The organism is Pseudomonas botevensis (assembly GCF_019145475.1).
Taxonomy (GTDB): Bacteria; Pseudomonadota; Gammaproteobacteria; order Pseudomonadales; family Pseudomonadaceae; genus Aquipseudomonas; species Aquipseudomonas botevensis.
Map to the genome: position 1 here is coordinate 24,367 of NZ_JAHTKI010000015.1, position 18,893 is coordinate 43,259.

Consider the following 18,893-nt stretch of genomic DNA (forward strand, 5'->3'; position numbering starts at 1 on the left):
AAAAACTGAATGTTCATGGAGATCGCACAATGAAGCGTCGCAGTCTGATCAAGGCTTTCACACTCTCGGCAAGCATTGCCGCGATGGGCATGACCTGGACGGTGCAAGCCGCCGAGACCATCAAGGTCGGGATTCTGCATTCGTTGTCCGGCACCATGGCGATCTCCGAGACGTCGCTCAAGGACATGGCGTTGATGACCATCGACGAGATCAATGCCAAGGGCGGGGTCAACGGCAAGCTGCTGGAGCCGGTGGTGGTCGACCCGGCGTCGAACTGGCCGCTGTTCGCAGAAAAGGGCCGGCAGTTGCTGACCCAGGACAAGGTCGCCGTGGTGTTCGGTTGCTGGACGTCGGTGTCGCGCAAATCGGTGCTGCCGGTGTTCGAGGAACTCAACGGCCTGCTGTTCTACCCGGTGCAATACGAAGGCGAAGAGATGTCGCCGAACGTGTTCTACACCGGCGCCGCGCCGAACCAGCAAGCGATCCCCGCCGTTGAGTACCTGATGAGCGAAGAAGGCGGCGGCGCCAAGCGCTACTTCCTGCTCGGCACCGACTACGTCTACCCGCGCACCACCAACAAGATCCTGCGCTCGTTCCTGCATTCCAAAGGCGTCGCCGACAAGGACATCGAAGAGGTCTACACGCCGTTCGGCCACAGCGATTACCAGACCATCGTCGCCAACATCAAAAAGTTCTCGGCCGGTGGCAAGACGGCAGTCATCTCCACGGTCAACGGTGACTCCAACGTGCCGTTCTACAAGGAACTGGCGAACCAGGGCCTGAAAGCCACCGACGTACCGGTGGTGGCGTTCTCCGTGGGCGAAGAGGAATTGCGCGGCATCGACACCAAACCGCTGGTGGGCAACCTCGCGGCGTGGAACTACTTCGAGTCGGTGGAAAATCCGGTGAACAAGAAGTTCGTCGATGACTGGAAGGCCTACGCGAAGAAACACAACCTGCCGGGCGCCGACAAAGCCGTGACCAACGACCCGATGGAGGCCACTTACGTCGGTATCCATATGTGGGCGCAGGCGGTGGAGAAAGCCAAGTCCACCGACGTCGACAAGGTCCGCGAAGCCCTCGCCGGCCAGACCTTCGCCGCGCCGTCCGGTTACACCCTGACCATGGACAAGACCAATCACCACCTGCACAAACCGGTGATGATCGGCGAGATCCAGAACGACGGGCAGTTCAACGTGGTCTGGCAGACCGAAGGGCCGATCCGCGCGCAGCCGTGGAGTCCGTTCATTCAGGGCAATGACAAGAAGCCGGATTATGCAGTGAAGAGTAACTGAGGCGGATCCGGACTCAGGGGAGCAACTGAAATCCCTCCCCCCAAGGGGGGCGAGGGAGAAAGGGAGCCGATTTTCAGGCTTTTCAAAGCCTGAGATCGGCTCGAAATTGCAGGTTGCAGCACACCGTCCAGACACCTAGGTCAGTCCCCTCCCTCCGGGAGAGGGTCAGGGTGAGGGGGCGGTTGAACAGGACACCACCATGCCCACTGCCCTCCACCGCTTCATCCTTGCCATCGCGCTCCTGCTGCCGATGGTCACCCACGCCGGGGACGCCGAAGACTTCGTCGCCGCCAACCCGACACAGCAGGCCAAACTGCTGGAAGCCTGGGCCGCGCAGCCCGATCCGGCCCGTGTCGAACTGATCAACGCCCTGCAACAAGGCGAGCTGACCGTCGACGGCCAACCCAAGACCCTGCGCCTGAACAACCGCCTGCGGGGTCTGATCGACACCGCACTGGCCAGCCACCAATTGCTCGCCGACGACGCCAAAACCCGTCTGACCGCCGCGCAGCAATTGCAGAAAAGTGCCAAACCGGCGCAGCTGAAATTCCTCGACCAGCAACTGGCTGGCGAAAAAGACGAAAGCGTCCACGCCGCCCTCAGCCTGGCGCTCGCCAACCTACAACTGGTCGACCCTGACCCGGCGGTGCGCCTCGCAGCCGTGCGCTTGCTCGGTGAAACCGGCGACCCGCTGGCCCGCACCCGCCTCGAAGGTTTGCTCGAACCCGGCGTCGAAGCCGATGCCAACGTGCGCACCGCCGCCGAAACCAGCCTCGCCCAGGTCAAACGCAAACTGCTGGTCGGCGAAGTCCTCGGTCAGGCGTTCAGCGGCATGTCCCTCGGTTCGATCCTGCTGCTGGCCGCACTCGGTCTGGCGATCACCTTCGGCCTGCTCGGGGTGATCAACATGGCCCACGGCGAAATGCTGATGCTCGGCGCCTACTCGACCTACGTCGTGCAACTGATGTTCCAGCGCTACGCGCCACAGGCCATCGAGTTCTACCCGTTGATCGCGCTACCGGTGGCGTTCTTCGTCACCGCGGCCATCGGCATGGCCCTGGAACGCACGGTGATCCGTCACCTCTACGGCCGCCCGCTGGAAACCCTGCTCGCCACCTGGGGCATCAGCCTGATGCTGATTCAACTGGTGCGCCTGGTGTTCGGCGCGCAGAACGTCGAAGTGGCGAACCCGGCGTGGCTGTCCGGCGGCATTCAGGTACTGCCGAATCTGGTGCTGCCGTACAACCGCATCGTGATCATTGCCTTCGCCTTGTTCGTGGTCGCCCTCACCTGGCTGCTGCTGAACAAGACCCGCCTCGGCCTGAACGTGCGTGCGGTCACCCAGAACCGCAACATGGCCGCCTGCTGCGGCGTGCCCACCGGCCGCGTCGACATGCTCGCCTTCGGCCTCGGCTCCGGCATCGCCGGGCTCGGCGGTGTCGCGTTGAGCCAGATCGGCAACGTCGGCCCGGACCTGGGCCAGAGCTACATCATCGACTCGTTCCTGGTAGTGGTGCTCGGCGGCGTCGGACAACTGGCCGGCAGCGTGTTCGCGGCCTTCGGCCTGGGCATCGCCAACAAGATTCTCGAACCGCAGATCGGTGCGGTGCTCGGCAAGATCCTGATCCTCGCGCTGATCATTCTGTTCATCCAGAAACGTCCGCAAGGCCTCTTCGCACTGAAAGGACGGGTGATCGACTGATGAACCAGCCACTTCTCATTACCGCCACGCAAAAGGCCGGCCCGAAAGCCACGATCGCAGCAGGCATGGTGATCCTCGCGCTGTTGATCGCCCTGCCGTTGCTGTCGCTGTTGCCGGCGGACAGTGCGCTGCACGTCTCGGCGTACACCCTGACCCTGGTCGGCAAGATTCTCTGCTACGCCATCGTCGCACTGGCGCTGGATCTGGTCTGGGGTTACGCCGGCCTACTGTCTCTCGGTCATGGCCTGTTCTTCGCCCTCGGCGGTTATGCGATGGGCATGTACCTGATGCGTCAGGCGGCCGGCGATGGCTTGCCGGCGTTCATGACCTTTCTGTCGTGGAGCGAATTGCCGTGGTACTGGGCCGGCACCGAACACTTCCTCTGGGCCATGTGCCTGGTGGTCCTGGCGCCGGGGTTGCTGGCGCTGGTGTTCGGCTTCTTTGCCTTTCGCTCGCGAATCAAGGGCGTGTACTTCTCGATCATGACCCAGGCCCTGACTTTCGCCGGCATGCTGCTGTTTTTCCGCAACGAAACCGGCTTCGGCGGCAACAACGGCTTCACCAATTTCCGTTCGATCCTCGGCTTCGGCATCACCGAACCGGGGACCCGCGCGGCGTTGTTTCTGGCGACCGTGGCATTGCTGGTGGCGAGCCTGTTCATCGGCTGGCGTCTGGCGCGGAGCAAGTTCGGCCGGGTGCTGACCGCGCTGCGCGATGCGGAAAACCGCCTGATGTTCTGCGGCTACGACCCGCGCGGTTTCAAGCTGTTCGTCTGGGTCTTGAGCGCGGTGTTGTGCGGTCTGGCCGGGGCGTTGTACGTGCCGCAGGTAGGGATCATCAACCCCGGCGAAATGTCGCCGACCAACTCCATCGAAGCCGCCGTATGGGTGGCCCTCGGCGGACGCGGCACGCTGATCGGGCCATTGCTCGGCGCCGGTGTGGTCAACGGCATGAAGAGCTGGTTCACCGTAGCCTTTCCCGAATACTGGCTGTTCTTTCTCGGCGCGCTGTTCATCGTCGTGACCCTGTATTTGCCCAAGGGCGTGATCGGTCTGCTGAAGAAACGAGGTGAGCAATGAGAATCACGGCGAGCGCTGAATTCATGCTGGAACCGGCCTTCTTCCCGCCACTGGAACCCAACCGCGACGCCGGCACCAGCCGCGATTCGCTGGGCCTCGGCCAGCGGGTCGGGCCGGGGCTGAACACCCGTCACGGCACGATCCTGACCCTGGAGGACATCAGCGTCAGCTTCGATGGCTTCAAGGCCCTGAACGCTCTGAACCTGTACATCGGCGTCGGCGAATTGCGCTGCATAATCGGCCCCAACGGTGCGGGCAAGACCACCCTGATGGACGTGATCACCGGCAAGACCCGGCCCAGCCACGGCAAGGCCTGGTTCGGCGAAACCCTGGACCTGACGCAGATGAGCGAAGTGCAGATCGCCCAGGCCGGCATCGGGCGCAAGTTCCAGAAGCCGACGGTGTTCGAAGCCCTGAGCGTGTTCGAAAATCTCGAGCTGGCGCAGAAGACCGACAAGTCGGTGTGGGCCAGTTTGCGTGCGCGGCTGAGCGGCGAGCAGCGGGACCGGATCAGTGAAGTGCTGGACACCATTCGCCTCACGTCCTCGGTCAATCGTCCGGCGGGACTGTTGTCCCACGGCCAGAAGCAGTTTCTGGAAATCGGCATGTTGCTGATGCAGGACCCGCAACTGCTGCTGCTCGACGAACCGGTGGCGGGCATGACCGACGCCGAAACCGAATTCACCGCCGAACTGTTCAAAAGCCTCGCCGGCAAGCATTCGCTGATGGTGGTGGAGCACGACATGGGCTTCGTCGGCTCGATCGCCGACCACGTCACGGTGTTGCACCAGGGCAGTGTGCTGGCCGAAGGATCGCTGGAACAGGTGCAGGACAACGAGCGGGTGATCGAGGTCTATCTCGGCCGCTGAAGCTCACCGGACCGGTGGGGATTTGAGGAGACACTGCAAATGCTGCAAGTCGACAAGCTGCACCAATACTACGGCGGTAGCCACATCCTGCGCGGCCTGACGTTTGACGTGAAGGTCGGCGAAGTCACCTGCCTGCTCGGGCGCAACGGCGTGGGCAAGACCACCCTGCTCAAGTGCCTGATGGGTCTGCTGCCAGCGAAAGAAGGCGCGGTGAACTGGGAAGGCAAGCCGATCACCACGTTCAAGCCGCACCAGCGGGTTCACGCCGGGATCGCCTACGTACCCCAGGGCCGGGAGATCTTCGGCCGGCTGACCGTCGAGGAAAACCTGCTGATGGGCCTGTCGCAGTTTCCCGGCAGCGAAGCCAAAGAGGTGCCGGCGTTCATCTACGAATTGTTCCCGGTGCTGCTGCAAATGAAACAACGACGCGGCGGCGACCTGTCCGGCGGCCAGCAACAACAACTGGCCATCGGCCGCGCCCTGGCCAGTCGTCCACGGCTGCTGATCCTCGACGAACCCACCGAAGGCATCCAGCCGTCGGTGATCAAGGAGATCGGCGCCGTGATCAAGAAGCTCGCGGCGCGCGGCGACATGGCGATTCTGCTGGTGGAGCAGTTCTACGATTTCGCCGCCGAACTGGCCGATCAGTACCTGGTGATGTCCCGGGGCGAGATCGTGCAGCAGGGGCGCGGCGAAAATATGGAAGCCGAAGGTGTGCGCGGGCTAGTCACTATTTAAGACAACGGTCTAATCTGTAGCTTCCTAACGATAACCACGAACCATGAATTTACCTTTGACCACTGCCCTGTTTACCCCGAGCTGGCACGCCGAGCTGGAACTGGCCTACGCGCGCTTCGGCGATTGCACGCGCCCGGTCCGGCGCCGGCATCTCGGTCCGCTGCGGGTGCAGAAGCATCTGTACGCCGAAGGGCCGCAGGTCTGCCAGCACATCATCGTCCATCCGCCGGGCGGGATTGCCGGCGGTGATCGATTGGACATCAGCGCCCGCGTCGAGCGCGACGCCTGGGCGCAGATCACCAGCCCCGGCGCCGCCAAGTGGTATCGCGCGGCCGGGCCGGCCTATCAGAAACTCGAACTGAACGTGGCAGCGGGCGCGACACTGGAGTGGCTGCCCCAGGAAACCATCGTCTACAGCGCCGCCCAGGCCGAACTCAGCACCTCGATTGAGCTTGAGGGTGATGCGCGGCTGTTCTACTGGGACGTGGTGGCCCTCGGTCGCCCGGCCAGCGGCGAGCGTTTCGATCTCGGGCATTTCCAGGCGCACCTGGATATTCGCCGCGACGGTCGATTGCTCTGGCATGAACGCCAGCGCATTGTCGGCAATGACGGTTTGCTCGATTCGCCGATCGGACTGGATGGCCATCCGGTGTTTGCGACCTTGCTGGTGAGCGGTGAAATCGATGCTGAACTGCTGGAGCGCTGCCGTTCACTGGGGCATGCGGTGCGCGGGGATCTGACGCAGTTGCCGGGTTTGCTGGTTGCGCGTTGCCTGGCGGGTGAGGCGTTGCAGGCACGGGCGTGGCTGATCGAACTCTGGCGCCTGCTCAGACCTGCTCTGCTTGGCCGCGAAGCCTTGCCACCCCGAATCTGGAACACCTGATTTTCTTCAACTGCCGATAATGGATTTCTACGATGGACCTGACCCCACGCGAAAAAGACAAGCTGTTGATCTTCACTGCCGGCCTCGTCGCCGAGCGTCGACTGGCCCGTGGCGTGAAGCTCAATTATCCGGAAGCCATGGCCTACATCTCTGCCGCGCTGCTCGAAGGCGCCCGTGACGGCCAGACCGTGGCCGAGCTGATGCACTACGGCACTACCCTGCTCAACCGCGACCAGGTGATGGAAGGCATCCCGGAAATGATCCCGGAGATCCAGGTCGAAGCCACCTTCCCCGACGGCACCAAACTGGTCACCGTTCACCAACCGATCGTCTGAGGCGCGTCATGACTTACACCCTTCGCGATGCCGTACACGCCGATCTGCCGGCGATCCGCGACATCTACAACGACGCCGTGCTCAACACCACGGCGATCTGGAACGAAAACCCGGTCGACCTCGGCAACCGCCAGGCATGGTTCGCCGCCCGCCAGGCCCAGGGTTATCCGATCCTGGTGATCGTCGACGCCGATGACGCCACCCTCGGCTACGCTTCGTTCGGTGACTGGCGGCCGTTCGACGGCTTCCGCCACACCGTCGAGCATTCGGTCTACGTGCGCAGCGACCAACGCGGCAACGGCCTCGGCCCGCGCCTGATGAGCGCGCTGATCGAGCGGGCGAAAACCTGCGACAAACATGTGATGGTCGCCGCCATCGAGAGCGGCAATGCGGCGTCGATTCGTCTGCACGAGCGCGTCGGGTTCATCACCACCGGGCAGATGCCGCAGGTCGGCACCAAGTTCGGCCGCTGGCTCGACCTGACCTTCATGCAACTGACCCTCAATCCTGGCGCGGAACCGCCGCCCGCCAACAAGGAGTGACACCCGATGAACCCCGCCCAACTGCGACGCGTCAATGCCGAAAGTTTTGCGCACTATCGTCAGGGCCTGATCGACCTGCTGCTCGACGCGGTGGGTTACGGCGCCAGTGTCGGCTTCATGGCCGACCTCGATGCGGCACAGGCCCGCGCCTATTTCGACGAGGTTCAGGACAACCTCGGCAAGGGCAGCGTGTTGCTGTGGGTGGTGGTCAAGGACGAACAGGTGCAGGCCAGCGTGCAATTGAACCTGTGCCAGAAGGCTAATGGCCTGAACCGCGCCGAGGTGCAGAAACTGTTGGTGCGCGAACACGCGCGGCGGCGCGGTCTGGGCCAGCAACTGATGCAGGCCCTGGAGCTGGCGGCCGGTCAGCACAAACGCGGCATGCTCTACCTCGACACCGAGGCCGGCTCCCCCGCCGAAGATTTCTACAAAGCCCAGGGCTACACCCGCGCCGGGGAAATCCCCGATTACGCCTGCGACCCGAACGGCACCTACCGCCCGACGGCCCTTTATTACAAGATCCTGCAAGGAGCCCAGTGATGATTCCCGGTGAGTATCAGATCCAGCCCGGCGACATCGAACTCAACGTCGGCCGCCGTACCGTCAGCCTGAAGGTGGCGAACAGCGGCGACCGGCCGATTCAGGTCGGCTCGCACTACCACTTCTTCGAAACCAACGACGCCCTGACCTTCGATCGTGCCGCCAGCCGTGGCATGCGCTTGAACATTCCGGCGGGGACAGCGGTGCGCTTCGAGCCGGGGCAGAGCCGCGAGGTGGAGTTGGTCGAACTGGCCGGCAGGCGCCGGGTGTTCGGGTTTGCCGGGCGGGTCATGGGTGACCTCTGAGTCCGCGTGTACCGCTGCCCCTCACCCCAGCCCTCTCCCGGCGGGAGAGGGCGCCGATTGGGGGTGTTTCAGCCCCCTGAGTTCGACTCGACAATTCAGGTCGAAGTATGTCGAAAGAAACACGCGATCAGTCCCCTCTCCCTCCGGGAGAGGGTCAGGGTGAGGGTCGATGGCTCACCCCTATTTTCCTGAAGGACGCACATGAAAATCTCGAGACAAGCCTACGCCGACATGTTCGGCCCCACGGTCGGCGACAAGGTGCGCCTGGCCGACACCGAGCTGTGGATCGAAGTCGAGCAGGACTTCACCACCTACGGCGAAGAAGTGAAATTCGGTGGCGGCAAAGTGATCCGCGACGGTCAGGGCCAGAGCCAGTTGCTCGCCGCCGAAGTGGTCGACACCCTGATCACCAACGCGCTGATCGTCGACCACTGGGGCATCGTCAAGGCTGACGTCGGCCTCAAGGACGGGCGCATCGCCGCCATCGGCAAGGCCGGCAACCCGGACATCCAGCCGAACGTGACCATCGCCATCGGCGCCAGCACTGAAGTGATCGCCGGCGAAGGCATGATCCTCACCGCCGGCGGTATCGATACCCACATTCACTTCATCTGCCCGCAGCAGATCGAAGAGGCGCTGATGAGCGGCGTCACCACCATGATCGGCGGCGGCACGGGGCCGGCCACCGGCACCAACGCCACCACCTGCACGTCCGGGCCATGGCATCTGGCGCGCATGCTCCAGGCCGCCGATGCGTTCCCGATGAACATCGGCCTCACCGGCAAGGGCAACGCCAGCCTGCCCGAGCCTTTGATCGAGCAGGTCAAGGCCGGCGCCATCGGCCTCAAGCTGCACGAAGACTGGGGCACCACCCCGGCGAGCATCGACAACTGCCTGAGCGTCGCCGACCAGTACGACGTGCAGGTGGCGATCCACACCGACACCCTCAACGAATCCGGCTTCGTCGAAACCACCCTCGGCGCATTCAAGGGCCGCACCATCCACACCTACCACACAGAAGGTGCCGGCGGCGGTCATGCGCCGGACATCATCAAGGCCTGCGGTTTCGCCAACGTGCTGCCGAGTTCGACCAATCCGACCCGGCCGTTCACCCGCAACACCATCGACGAACACCTCGACATGCTGATGGTCTGCCACCACCTCGACCCGAGCATCGCCGAAGACGTGGCGTTCGCCGAAAGCCGCATCCGCCGCGAAACGATCGCCGCCGAAGACATCCTCCACGACCTCGGCGCGTTCTCGATGATCAGCTCCGACAGCCAGGCCATGGGCCGGGTCGGCGAAGTCATCACGCGCACCTGGCAGACCGCCGACAAGATGAAAAAGCAGCGTGGCCCGCTGCCGCTGGATGGCGAGGGCAACGACAACTTCCGCGCCAAACGCTACATCGCCAAATACACGATCAACCCGGCGATCACCCATGGCATCAGCCATGAAGTGGGTTCGGTGGAAGTGGGCAAGTGGGCCGATCTGGTGCTCTGGCGTCCGGCGTTTTTCGGGGTGAAACCGACGCTGATTCTCAAGGGCGGCGCCATCGCCGCCAGCCTGATGGGCGACGCCAACGCCTCGATCCCGACCCCGCAGCCGGTGCATTACCGACCGATGTTCGCCAGTTACGGCGGCTCGTTGCACGCCACCAGCCTGACGTTCATCAGCCAGGCCGCGCAGGCGGCGGGTTTGCCCGAAGCGTTGGGCCTGAAGAAGAAAATCGCCGTGGTCAAAGGTTGCCGCGAGGTGCAGAAAACCGATCTGATCCACAACGATTACCTGCCGGACATCGATGTCGATCCACAGACCTATCAGGTCAAGGCCGACGGCGTGTTGCTGTGGTGCGAGCCGGCAGAAACCCTGCCGATGGCCCAGCGCTATTTCCTCTTCTGAAAAAAGCAGCGGGGCCGACATGCCATGCACGTCGGCCCCGTTGCCGTATTCACTGGTTAACGCCGGTCAGGCGTTGTCCTGTACCTCCTGGCGTGACAGCTCGAGCAGTTTCAGATTCAGCTCGGTCGAGCGCTCGATCTCCAGCATTTGCAGACGCTCGCTGTAGGCGTCGCTGGCCAGATCGTCGTGTTCATCCTCGAGGCGTTCCAGATTGGTATCGGCGCGCTGCTTGAGTTCGGCGAAGGCCTGCGGGTATTTCTCCTTGAGGTAGTCGACCCAGTAACCGCGACCGATCAACACCTCGAAGAAGCGCTCCGACTGCTCGGCATTCAGCACCTGCTGACGGGCATCGATCAGATGACTGCCATCCAGGGGACGGCGGAACTTCATGGCCCTCGGTTGCCCCGGTAAAGTCAGCCCGTCCGGCCAGCCATCGGTCATGCCGATGCGGTACTGCAAGCGTACTTCGGCGGGATCGAGGTCGTGGGTTGCCGCCTGACGGGCCAGGCTTTCCACTTCATCCAGTCGGAACAGCCGTCGCGACAGCTCCAGCAGCGCACGGCCCTTCTGCTCCAGGCCCGGCTCGACCTGCAACAAGGCGTTGTGTACGTAGACCTTGACCTCGATCTCGCTGAGCGCCAGCGTGCGACCGTCCACACACGTGGTGTGGGTGCGCGCCAGGTCGAACAGGCTCTGGCGCAGATCGGCGAAGCTGTCCGCCGCCTCCATGACACTCCAGATTCGCCGGGTCAGATCGGAGCGATGCTGCTTGAACTCCTGCGTATCGCGCATCTCGCTCAGCAAGTTGAAGAAGTTGCCGTTGTCCGGCTCGGCCGCGACACGCTCCCAGACCGCACGGTAATGCTCGATGTCCTCCGGCAAAACGTCCCGCAACCAGGGTTCCATTTGCCGGGACAATGCCTGAGCGAGCAGTTCGGGGATGACCTCGTCCTCCTCGCGGGGAGCCGAAAAATCATCTTCGCTGACGTTGAGGGTATCGGTGTCGTTGCCGTCATAGGAGATCGATCCGGACTCGCTGACGTAGTCGTCCATCATCCGCTCGATGTCGGCGAAAGGAATGCCCAGCACCGGACCGCGATCCTCCTCCTGCGTGTAGACGAACAAGCGCTGCAACGACTCCAGCGACAGGTTGTGGTTGTCCGACAGATCGGTGCCGGCCATCAGTGCTTCGTGCGTACCGTCCAGTGCCTGATCGGGAATCGACACGATGTCGTTGCCGCTGAGGTTCAGCGTGGTCAGCGAGGTGGATTCCAGCACGCCGTCAGGCCAGTCGCTCAGGCGGTTGTTGCGCAGATCCAGGCCTTGCAGGTGCTCGAAGTTCTCGACGCTGAAGGTTTCCAGCAGGTCATGGCTCAGATCCAGCCAGCGCAGGTTTTCATGGATTGCCAGGGAAAAGTACAGCGACGCCGGATCCTGGATGCCTGTACTGGAAAGCTCCAGACGCTGCAAAGCGTTCATCTGTGTGACCGCACCGGGCAATGCTTCCAGGGCCTGACCGCTGAGATTGAGCGTGCGCAGGTTGGGGAATGCGCGCAGGAAGTCATTGGAGCCCTGCTCGGAGATTCGTGTGCCGGTGAGGTTCAGCTCATTCACATCGTTGAAGCTCACCGGCAGGCGCGGCAGGTCACCGAGTTGCAAACCGTCCAGGCCCAGTTCGTGGCCGACAGGCCCCGCTACGCCGCTCAACCGATCGCGCCAGCAACGCACGATACGTTGCGCCGCCAGACGGCGGGTGTGGGACGACACGAGCCAGCCCTCGCCGCTGACTTCGCGGATGTACAGCCAGTCGTTCAAGCGACGGGTCAAGGCTTCGAGTTCGCGCTGCCAGTTGTCCAGTCGCTCGGCGATCTGCGCATCGGTCGTACCGGCGCCGCGCATCCGCTCAAGGATCTCTTCGCCCCATGTGCTGGAAATTCCCGGGTCCAGGCCTTGCAGGCGCCTGACCAGCCAGGGGGTGCCGGAACCGGGTTCGATGGTCGGCGGCAGCGGCAACAGCCTGCGCAGGAGGGTCATGGCGTTTTCCCTGGGCGGGAACTCAGAAGGCACCGCCTGGTGGGCAAACCGCAGCAGCGTGCCTTCTTCCATGCCCCTGGCCTGTTCGATCCGCAACCTGGCCGCTGCCAGCCCGGTGCGGGCCTGTGGAGTCAGGGCGGCGTCGGTCAGATTGGCTGCGATCACCAGCTCATCCCGCGCGAGCGCCGTGGGCGGGATCGAACTGATCCGGCTGCCGCGCAGGTCCAGCGACGTCAGTTGCGACAGGTGTTCCGCGCCGGTCGGCCATTGCGAGAGCGGTGTGCGGGTCAGGTCGAGGGACTGGAGTCCCGTCAGCGCGCTGACGTCCACGGTAGCGAGCGGGTTGCCCTGCAGGTTCAAATGTTCGAGACCGGCAATATCGCCCGCCTGCAACGGCAGTTCGGACAGGCCGCAATCCTTTAACTCCAGCGCCTTGACGTTGCTGAACGTCCTGAGGAATTCGCGCAGCGGCGCCACTGGCGCTCGCAGGTCCTTGATCCGCAGCAAGGTCACATGGGTGAACCCCTCGGCCGGCAACAGCGGTAACGTTTCCACGCCGACAGCCCCCAGCTCGAGAACCGCAGCCTGGCCGGCAGCAAACAGGTTGAGCCGTCCACTCATGACTGAGCCGTAGCGTTGCAACAGCCCGGCGCGCCAGTTGGTTTTCAGGACATTGGCCATCGACGCTCGCACATAGCCGCCATCCTGACGATCGAACGGATCGGCGACCCATGCCTCCATCTGCTTGAGCTGAGCGTACTGGTCCGCGAGTTTTTCGATGGCGGCGTAACGCGCCTGGTTGTCCGGCCAGCTCTCGACGAATGGCTGGGTCAGATCTTCATAGAAACTGGGCAAATCCCCGCCAAAACCCATGAATTGCCCGCGACAGTAACTCTTGAGCATGCCGTCCAGATCGCCGGCCCGCTGGGGTTGTCGGCTGAATTGCTCATACACCGGACGGAAGGCTTCACGGGAGAACCTCGACCAGTCCAGCGACAGGCCGCTCAACAGTTGCTCGTGACCGACATGAATGTCGGCAGGCAGATGGGCGATTCCGGTGTGGCGCAGATCCAGCAGCTCCAGATGCGGCAGGCTCAGTACGCCGTCGGGCCATTCGCGCATCTGCTCATCGTTTACCTCAAGGTGACGCAACTGGCGCAGGGCACTGAGATCGAGCCGTTCCGAGGCCTCGGCCGCCACGCCGCCGCGCTGCACCAACAACTCCAGAGCCTGGAGATTCGGCAACCGCCCCCAATGCTCCGATATGCCGTGCAGGGAGTGCAGGCCGAGATTCAGCTCCTTGAGATTTTTCAGCGGTGCCAAGGCATCAAACAGTTCATTTGCCGCGATTTCGGGTGCGGCAAAATTCAGCACTTCGACATTGGGGAAACACGGCAGCAATTGACTTGCCCCCGGCCCCATCAGGATCAGCTCGCGCACATGCGAGAAGTCGGCGGTCAAGGCCGGCAGGGCTTGTCCCGAGACGACGTTGAGTCCGCGAAACTGCACAAACTCGTCGGCCAGCGGCGACATGCGCCAGCTGGTCTTGAAGCTCTGGGCAATGAACTCGCGCCCGGCCACGGTCGATACGTGCGCCCCGGAGACCTCTGCCACCCATTGGTTCAGCGTGGTTTCCATGGCCTCCCACTCGCGCATCCGGTTGTTGAGCAGATGCAGGATCTGCTGCTCGGTCTTGCCCGAGCGCAAGTGTGAGAGCACAAACTGCGAGGCCTGTTCGTCCAGCAGACCCGGGTAGACGTCACGCACCCGTGGCACCAGTGCCGCGACCATCCCGGTAAACTCGCCGCTGGCCGGGTAACCGACCTGGGTGGCGGAGATCCGCTGCGGTGGCTTGAACCAGCGCTTGCGGCCAGCAGCCTCGTCCAGCACTTGCAAGGACGCTTCGCGATGAGCCGTGGCGTAATCGATGATTGCTCGCTGCAGGTCGGCGCTTCTGCCGACCTCGGCGAGCCCCAGCGAACGGCGGGCGCTGTCCGGCAGGGCATGCATGATCGAGGAATAGAAGTTGTCCTCGTAGCGAGACATCGAGTTCAGGCTTTCGCCACGTTCGTTGAACGCCTGATAAGACGGCCCGCGCTTGACCAGATATTTGCGTTCACCAGCCGTCTCGCTGCCGATGCCGTCGATCAGTCGCCCTTCGATACCGCCGTCACGGATTTCCAGACGCAGGTTGTCCGGCCAGCCCGGCAGTTTTTCCAGCGAGTGCAGGGCCAGGCGGGCGCTGTCGGGCAGCGCCATGCTTTGCCGATAAAGGCCGCCGAATGCGCGGGTCAGGCGCCCTTCACGGGCATACCAGCGCGCCATTTCCTGCAGGGGCAACGGCACCCGCTGGCCGCTGTCCAACCGCGCGAGCGTTGCGCTATCGCTCTGCGCCAGAACGGCTTGCGCCGCCGGCTCGCTGAGTCCCGGACAGACCCGCTGCAATTTGCCGACCCGCGCATCCAGCGGCCCCGTGCCCTGGTAAAGGCTTTCGAACAGCACCGGACGACGAGTCCGCACGTAATCGGCGATCTGCTTTCTGAATTCTTCTGGCCGCAGGTCGTAGACCCGCGCACCCTCGCCACCGAGCAGGCGGACAATCTCCGACTCATCGAGCGCCGCCAGAATCCGCGCCAGTAATTCGCCGCTGCGAACATCGGCACGGCTGATACGGATCGACGGTTTGATCGGCGCAGTCGGCACCAGGCGCTCGCTGCCGTACTTGACCGAGGCGCCCGACAGGTCAGCCTGCTCGAACACTTCCAGCACCCGGCCCTGGGGCCAGCGCGGCATCTTGCTCATCAACGGCAGGATGCTCAGATAGTGGCTGCCGGCGGATTGCCCGCTCGCCACTTGCTCGATCAATTGCCCGACCCCACGGTCGGCGTCGAACAGGCGCATGGCCTCCGCCAGTTGCGGCGGTGGCAGGGCGTTATCCATGTGCATCTTGCGCAACGCGCTGTCGCTCAATCCGCTGATCTCGCCGATCCGCAGCAGCTCCTCGTCGGACCAGGCCTCGACGCTGTGCCCGATGCGGCGCAGCAAGGTCAGCCGGTCCCAGGCCAGTGGCCGTTCCTGGGCCAGGCGCCAGGCACCGGCGTGGTTGTGGGTCAGCAGCGGTTGACAGGCCTGTGCATCGCTGGGGTGCCTGATCCGCCATTTGCCGGCTGTCGTGTCGTAGAACTGCTCGTAGGTCTTGCCGCCCATGCGGATGTAATGCTTGCCATTAAGGAGGTACTGGCCGCGAGCATCGGGCGTGAAGTCGGCGGTGAAGCCCACGGCGGACTCATAGCCTTGCAAGTCGGCTTTCCACAAGCGGGTCTTGCCATCAGGCAGCGTCACTTGATGCAGGTCCTCGATCAGCGGCTCGGGCCTGACCGCTACCCACTTCGCCAGCGCCTTGCCCGCCCCGGCCGTGAGCGCGATCAATGCCAGGTTCTGCGCGACATCCAGCAGGTGCTCCCGCGCAGCCTTGCGATCGCCCTCGCTCCACTCGATGACCCCGGCAAACGCCTCTTGCAGGATCGGATAAGTCATCACGCCCATCATCACTTCGCCCAGCACCGGCACGAACATCGAAGCGGTCGTCAGCACCAGCATCCCGGCATTGAGCAACGTGGCGAATTTCTGCGAACGCACCCTCGCGTCGACATCCGCCGTCGGCACCGCGTGATGGCGGGCGTCGTCGATCAGTTTTCGGCGGTACTCATCGAACAGGTACTGAAACGGATCGACGTTTTCCGCCCACAACCCCGGCCCGTCGCCCCGACGGGTCTGGCTTCCCGGCCGGAGATAGGGATCATCGTTGGGCACCTGGCGAACGGCTGGCGTCGGCGGCAATTCGTCTACCCCGAACAGCAGCCCGAACGGGTTGGCACCCTTGAGCAGCTCATTGAGCAACGAGGCATAGGGGGTGAGTTTTTCGTCGAAGCTCTGCTCCGGGGTGTCCTGGGTGAACTGGCTGAAATAGTAAGGAAGGTCGGCGTAGGCCACGAACTGGCTGAAGAAGCGCTGATAAGGCGTCGGCCCTGCGCCTTGCGCACCGGCGGTGAAGCGCTGCTTGAACAGCTCGCGGGTCTGGGTCGGGTTGTAGCGCTTGAGTGGATGATCCGGGTCATTGGGGATGTAGATCAGCTACTCGTCGGTGTAGCGGTACTTCTCGCTGATGGTGAACCACATGCAGCCGGTCATTCGCCGGTTCATCAGGTTCAGGTCGCGAAACCAGATCTGCTTCTTGCCCTGGTAAGGCTGCAGATTGCCGTCGATGATTTCCAGGATCGAGGCGTAATCCTTCGGTTCGATGTCCTTTTGCAGCAGCGCCCGTTCGGCCGCCGCACGCAGGGCGGTCTTCTGTGCGCTGGAGAATTTTTCCCGCAGCACCGCCTCGCTGACGCTGTCTTCGGGATGCAGGTGTTCCTTGAGGTAGGCCTGATACTTCGCGCCGATATCCAGCGTGCGGCACAGGCCGGTGAACTGCTCGACGGTCAACGAGGTGCTGACCGCCTCCATCAGCCCCGCCCTGGCGCCCTGGACCTGAAACCCGGAGGACTGGTGAAACGCGCCGCGCTCGCACTCCGATTCCTCGAAGTTGTGCAGCGCGGCCTGCAACAGCGGCAACTTGAGGACGTCGAAGCTGCTGATGTCGATGCCGAGGATGCCCAGCTCCAGGGGTTTGCGCAGTTGCAGGAAGGTCTTGTGGACGTCCAGTTCGACGTTGAAGCGCTCCTTCAGGGCCTTGCTCAACAGCGGCGCGGCGAAGGTGTCGATGTCTTGCAGCCAGCTCATGGCCTTGTCCAGCCGGGTCTGGGCGCTGAAGCTGGCGCTGAGGGCTTCGTTGAAGGCCTGGCGTCGGCTCGCCGAGGCTTGCAGATACCAGGGCGGCAACGGCGCGGCGGCCTGTTTGAGTGCCGCGCGGCGTTCCGGGGTGGCGTCGGTCAGCCAGCCGGGAATGGCCTTCTCCAGCAGGTCGCCATGGATGCTGCGGGTGGCCGCCGGTTTGCGCTCCGCGCTCGCCGTCGGGGTGGAATCAGGGTCGTTGGACATCGCGTCGCTCCTTTGAAATGGAGCGTCAGAACACCATGTCCGGGCGACCGGTCGGCGGTACATAGTTATATCCGCCAAAGGGACTACTATTCGATTCGTCCAGGGCGAATATTCAGGAACGGTGGCCATGCGTTTACCCGAATTCATCAGGCAACACGTGGATCGCATCGTCGAAGAATGGGAGCAATTCGCCCGCACCCTGACCCCGGCGGCGGAAAACCTCGACCGCACAGCGCTGCGCGATCACGCCAGGGCCATTTTGCTCGCCGCCGCCCGGGACATGAGCAGCGAGCAGACCGCCAGCGAACAACTCGCCAAAGCCAAGGGCGAAGGCCCGGAGAAGACCCCGAGCCTCGACCGGGCCGGCGCCAGCCACGGTGAACTGCGGCATACCGTGGGTTTCGATCTGGTGCAGATGACCTCCGAATTCCGCCATCTGCGCGCCTGTGTCATTCGCCTGTGGGTCAACAGCCTGGAAGCACCGGACATGGCGTATCTGCAGGACATGATCCGTTTCAACGAAGCCATCGACGAAGCCCTGGCCGAATCCACCGCCGCCTACGCCGAGCAGGTCGATCACTCCAGGGATATCTTCCTGGCGATCCTCGGCCACGACCTGCGTGCGCCGTTGCAGGCGGTGACCATGTCCATCGAACTGCTGATGCGCAAGGCCAGCCTCACCGACGATGCGCTGAACTGTGCACGCAATATCCAGCAGGGCTCGCGGCACATGGCGGCGATGGTCAGCGATTTGCTCGAACTGGTGCGCAGCCGCCTGGGCAAGAGCCTGCCGATCAGCCCCGAACCGATGGACCTGGCCGATGCCACCCGCGCGGCCATGGCCGAAGCCTGCGCCGGCAATCCGCAATGCGATCCGACCCTGACCGTCAGTGGCGACACCCGGGGCACCTGGGATGCCGGACGCCTCGATCAGTTATTGCAGAATCTGATCGGCAACGCTTTGCAGCATGGTGAAGACCCGCGTGAGCTGAAACTCGATCTGCGCGGCGACAGTGAAACGATCCGCCTCACCGTGCATAACGACGGCACGCCGATTCCGGAAGAAGCCATCGGGACCATCTTCGATCCGCTGGTGCGCAGCGCCGACGAAGAACTTGGCCAGCCATCGACCAGCCTCGGGTTAGGCTTGTTTATCGTCAAGGAAGTGGTGACCGCCCATGGCGGCACGATCGAGGTCAGTTCGAGCGCAGCGGAGGGGACGGTGTTTACCGTGGTGCTGCCGAAAAAGATTTAGGCGCGAGACCGTGAAGGGGCCGGGGCGGACAACCACAAATCCTCAGAAAAACTGACTATTCGACGACCAGCCGTCCCAATCGCTGGCGCAGCATCCGGTTCTCGGCCCGCAACTCCTGCACCTCTTCCAGCAGGTCCAGCGCCAGGGCGACGCCTTCCCATTCCAGCTCCAGGTCGCGCCGCAGCTTCGCGGCGCGTTTGGCCAGGGCCAGTTCGTAGTCGGTGAAGCGCCATTCCCGGGGCTGCGCGCCCTGAGGTTCGAGGATGCCGTGCTCGACGATTTCGATCACGTAGACGTCCGACAAATCGGCCGCCTCACAGAATTCTGCCATGTCCAGTTGAACGATCAGGGGGCTGCTCATGAGTGGGCTA

At 63.4% G+C, this 18,893-nt stretch carries 15 protein-coding genes; 12 read left to right on the forward strand and 3 right to left on the reverse strand.

Features of this window, described 5'->3' with window-relative positions; genetic code table 11:
• The first annotated feature begins 29 nt into the window (after positions 1-29).
• From urtA to ureC, 11 genes are all read left to right on the forward strand, one after another.
• Entirely contained in the window at positions 30-1,295 is a 1,266-nt protein-coding gene (gene urtA, locus KVQ74_RS18850) for an urea ABC transporter substrate-binding protein (protein WP_217832675.1), read from the forward strand.
• Between the two features lie 199 nt (positions 1,296-1,494).
• Positions 1,495-2,997 carry an urea ABC transporter permease subunit UrtB gene (gene urtB / locus KVQ74_RS18855; RefSeq protein ID WP_217832676.1) on the forward strand — a complete coding sequence of 501 codons (1,503 nt, stop codon included), beginning with the start codon at positions 1,495-1,497 and terminating at the stop codon, positions 2,995-2,997.
• Positions 2,997-4,076 (forward strand): urea ABC transporter permease subunit UrtC, encoded by a 1,080-nt coding sequence (gene urtC, locus KVQ74_RS18860; protein ID WP_217832677.1) that lies wholly within the window; start codon positions 2,997-2,999, stop codon positions 4,074-4,076. Before urtB ends, urtC begins: the two co-directional genes overlap by 1 nt.
• Positions 4,073-4,945, forward strand: coding sequence for an urea ABC transporter ATP-binding protein UrtD (urtD, locus tag KVQ74_RS18865; protein WP_217832678.1), 873 nt, complete (start codon positions 4,073-4,075; stop codon positions 4,943-4,945). The genes urtC and urtD overlap by 4 nt, the downstream gene beginning before the upstream one ends.
• Before the next feature lie 39 nt (positions 4,946-4,984).
• Entirely contained in the window at positions 4,985-5,683 is a 699-nt protein-coding gene (urtE, locus tag KVQ74_RS18870) for an urea ABC transporter ATP-binding subunit UrtE (protein ID WP_217832679.1), read from the forward strand.
• Positions 5,684-5,726: 43 nt separating this feature from the next.
• A complete protein-coding gene (locus KVQ74_RS18875; RefSeq protein WP_217832680.1) occupies positions 5,727-6,566 on the forward strand; it encodes an urease accessory protein UreD in 840 nt (279 codons plus the stop codon).
• Positions 6,567-6,598: 32 nt separating this feature from the next.
• Complete coding sequence (gene ureA, locus KVQ74_RS18880; RefSeq protein WP_217832681.1) at positions 6,599-6,901, forward strand: urease subunit gamma; 303 nt, start codon at positions 6,599-6,601, stop codon at positions 6,899-6,901.
• A gap of 8 nt (positions 6,902-6,909) precedes the next feature.
• Positions 6,910-7,443: a GNAT family N-acetyltransferase gene (locus KVQ74_RS18885; RefSeq protein WP_217832682.1), complete on the forward strand. Its 534-nt coding sequence runs from the start codon at positions 6,910-6,912 to the stop codon at positions 7,441-7,443.
• 6 nt (positions 7,444-7,449) lie between these two features.
• Positions 7,450-7,983, forward strand: a complete 534-nt coding sequence (locus tag KVQ74_RS18890) for a GNAT family N-acetyltransferase (protein ID WP_217832683.1) — start codon at positions 7,450-7,452, stop codon at positions 7,981-7,983.
• Positions 7,983-8,288: an urease subunit beta gene (locus KVQ74_RS18895; RefSeq protein ID WP_217832684.1), complete on the forward strand. Its 306-nt coding sequence runs from the start codon at positions 7,983-7,985 to the stop codon at positions 8,286-8,288. The genes KVQ74_RS18890 and KVQ74_RS18895 overlap by 1 nt, the downstream gene beginning before the upstream one ends.
• A 201-nt stretch (positions 8,289-8,489) precedes the next feature.
• On the forward strand, positions 8,490-10,190 hold the full coding sequence (gene ureC / locus KVQ74_RS18900; protein ID WP_217832685.1) for an urease subunit alpha: 1,701 nt from the start codon (positions 8,490-8,492) through the stop codon (positions 10,188-10,190).
• Positions 10,191-10,256: 66 nt separating this feature from the next.
• On the opposite strand, the gene KVQ74_RS18905 is transcribed toward ureC, so the two are convergent.
• Positions 10,257-16,217 carry an NEL-type E3 ubiquitin ligase domain-containing protein gene (locus KVQ74_RS18905; protein ID WP_217832686.1) on the reverse strand — a complete coding sequence of 1,987 codons (5,961 nt, stop codon included), beginning with the start codon at positions 16,215-16,217 and terminating at the stop codon, positions 10,257-10,259.
• Positions 16,218-16,358: 141 nt separating this feature from the next.
• The gene (locus KVQ74_RS29610; protein ID WP_217832687.1) at positions 16,359-17,267 is read right to left on the reverse strand and encodes a dermonecrotic toxin domain-containing protein; all 909 of its coding nucleotides are present in this window, start codon (positions 17,265-17,267) and stop codon (positions 16,359-16,361) included.
• 127 nt (positions 17,268-17,394) lie between these two features.
• Between KVQ74_RS29610 and KVQ74_RS18915 the strand changes: the two genes are divergently transcribed.
• Positions 17,395-18,522: a sensor histidine kinase gene (locus tag KVQ74_RS18915; protein WP_217832688.1), complete on the forward strand. Its 1,128-nt coding sequence runs from the start codon at positions 17,395-17,397 to the stop codon at positions 18,520-18,522.
• A 55-nt stretch (positions 18,523-18,577) separates the two neighbouring features.
• Here the strand turns inward: KVQ74_RS18915 and KVQ74_RS18920 are convergent, their stop codons facing one another.
• Positions 18,578-18,883, reverse strand: coding sequence for a chaperone modulator CbpM (locus tag KVQ74_RS18920; RefSeq protein ID WP_119429418.1), 306 nt, complete (start codon positions 18,881-18,883; stop codon positions 18,578-18,580).
• Between the last annotated feature and the right edge of the window lie 10 nt (positions 18,884-18,893).

What these genes read in the sequence shown, in the direction of transcription:
- urtA (WP_217832675.1), top strand. Translation starts at nt 30, where the DNA reads ATGAAGCGTCGCAGTCTGATCAAGGCTTTCACACTCTCGGCAAGCATT.
- urtB (WP_217832676.1), top strand. Translation starts at nt 1,495, where the DNA reads ATGCCCACTGCCCTCCACCGCTTCATCCTTGCCATCGCGCTCCTGCTG.
- urtC (WP_217832677.1), top strand. Translation starts at nt 2,997, where the DNA reads ATGAACCAGCCACTTCTCATTACCGCCACGCAAAAGGCCGGCCCGAAA.
- urtD (WP_217832678.1), top strand. Translation starts at nt 4,073, where the DNA reads ATGAGAATCACGGCGAGCGCTGAATTCATGCTGGAACCGGCCTTCTTC.
- urtE (WP_217832679.1), top strand. Translation starts at nt 4,985, where the DNA reads ATGCTGCAAGTCGACAAGCTGCACCAATACTACGGCGGTAGCCACATC.
- KVQ74_RS18875 (WP_217832680.1), top strand. Translation starts at nt 5,727, where the DNA reads ATGAATTTACCTTTGACCACTGCCCTGTTTACCCCGAGCTGGCACGCC.
- ureA (WP_217832681.1), top strand. Translation starts at nt 6,599, where the DNA reads ATGGACCTGACCCCACGCGAAAAAGACAAGCTGTTGATCTTCACTGCC.
- KVQ74_RS18885 (WP_217832682.1), top strand. Translation starts at nt 6,910, where the DNA reads ATGACTTACACCCTTCGCGATGCCGTACACGCCGATCTGCCGGCGATC.
- KVQ74_RS18890 (WP_217832683.1), top strand. Translation starts at nt 7,450, where the DNA reads ATGAACCCCGCCCAACTGCGACGCGTCAATGCCGAAAGTTTTGCGCAC.
- KVQ74_RS18895 (WP_217832684.1), top strand. Translation starts at nt 7,983, where the DNA reads ATGATTCCCGGTGAGTATCAGATCCAGCCCGGCGACATCGAACTCAAC.
- ureC (WP_217832685.1), top strand. Translation starts at nt 8,490, where the DNA reads ATGAAAATCTCGAGACAAGCCTACGCCGACATGTTCGGCCCCACGGTC.
- KVQ74_RS29610 (WP_217832687.1), bottom strand. Translation starts at nt 17,267, where the DNA reads ATGTCCAACGACCCTGATTCCACCCCGACGGCGAGCGCGGAGCGCAAA.
- KVQ74_RS18915 (WP_217832688.1), top strand. Translation starts at nt 17,395, where the DNA reads ATGCGTTTACCCGAATTCATCAGGCAACACGTGGATCGCATCGTCGAA.
- KVQ74_RS18920 (WP_119429418.1), bottom strand. Translation starts at nt 18,883, where the DNA reads ATGAGCAGCCCCCTGATCGTTCAACTGGACATGGCAGAATTCTGTGAG.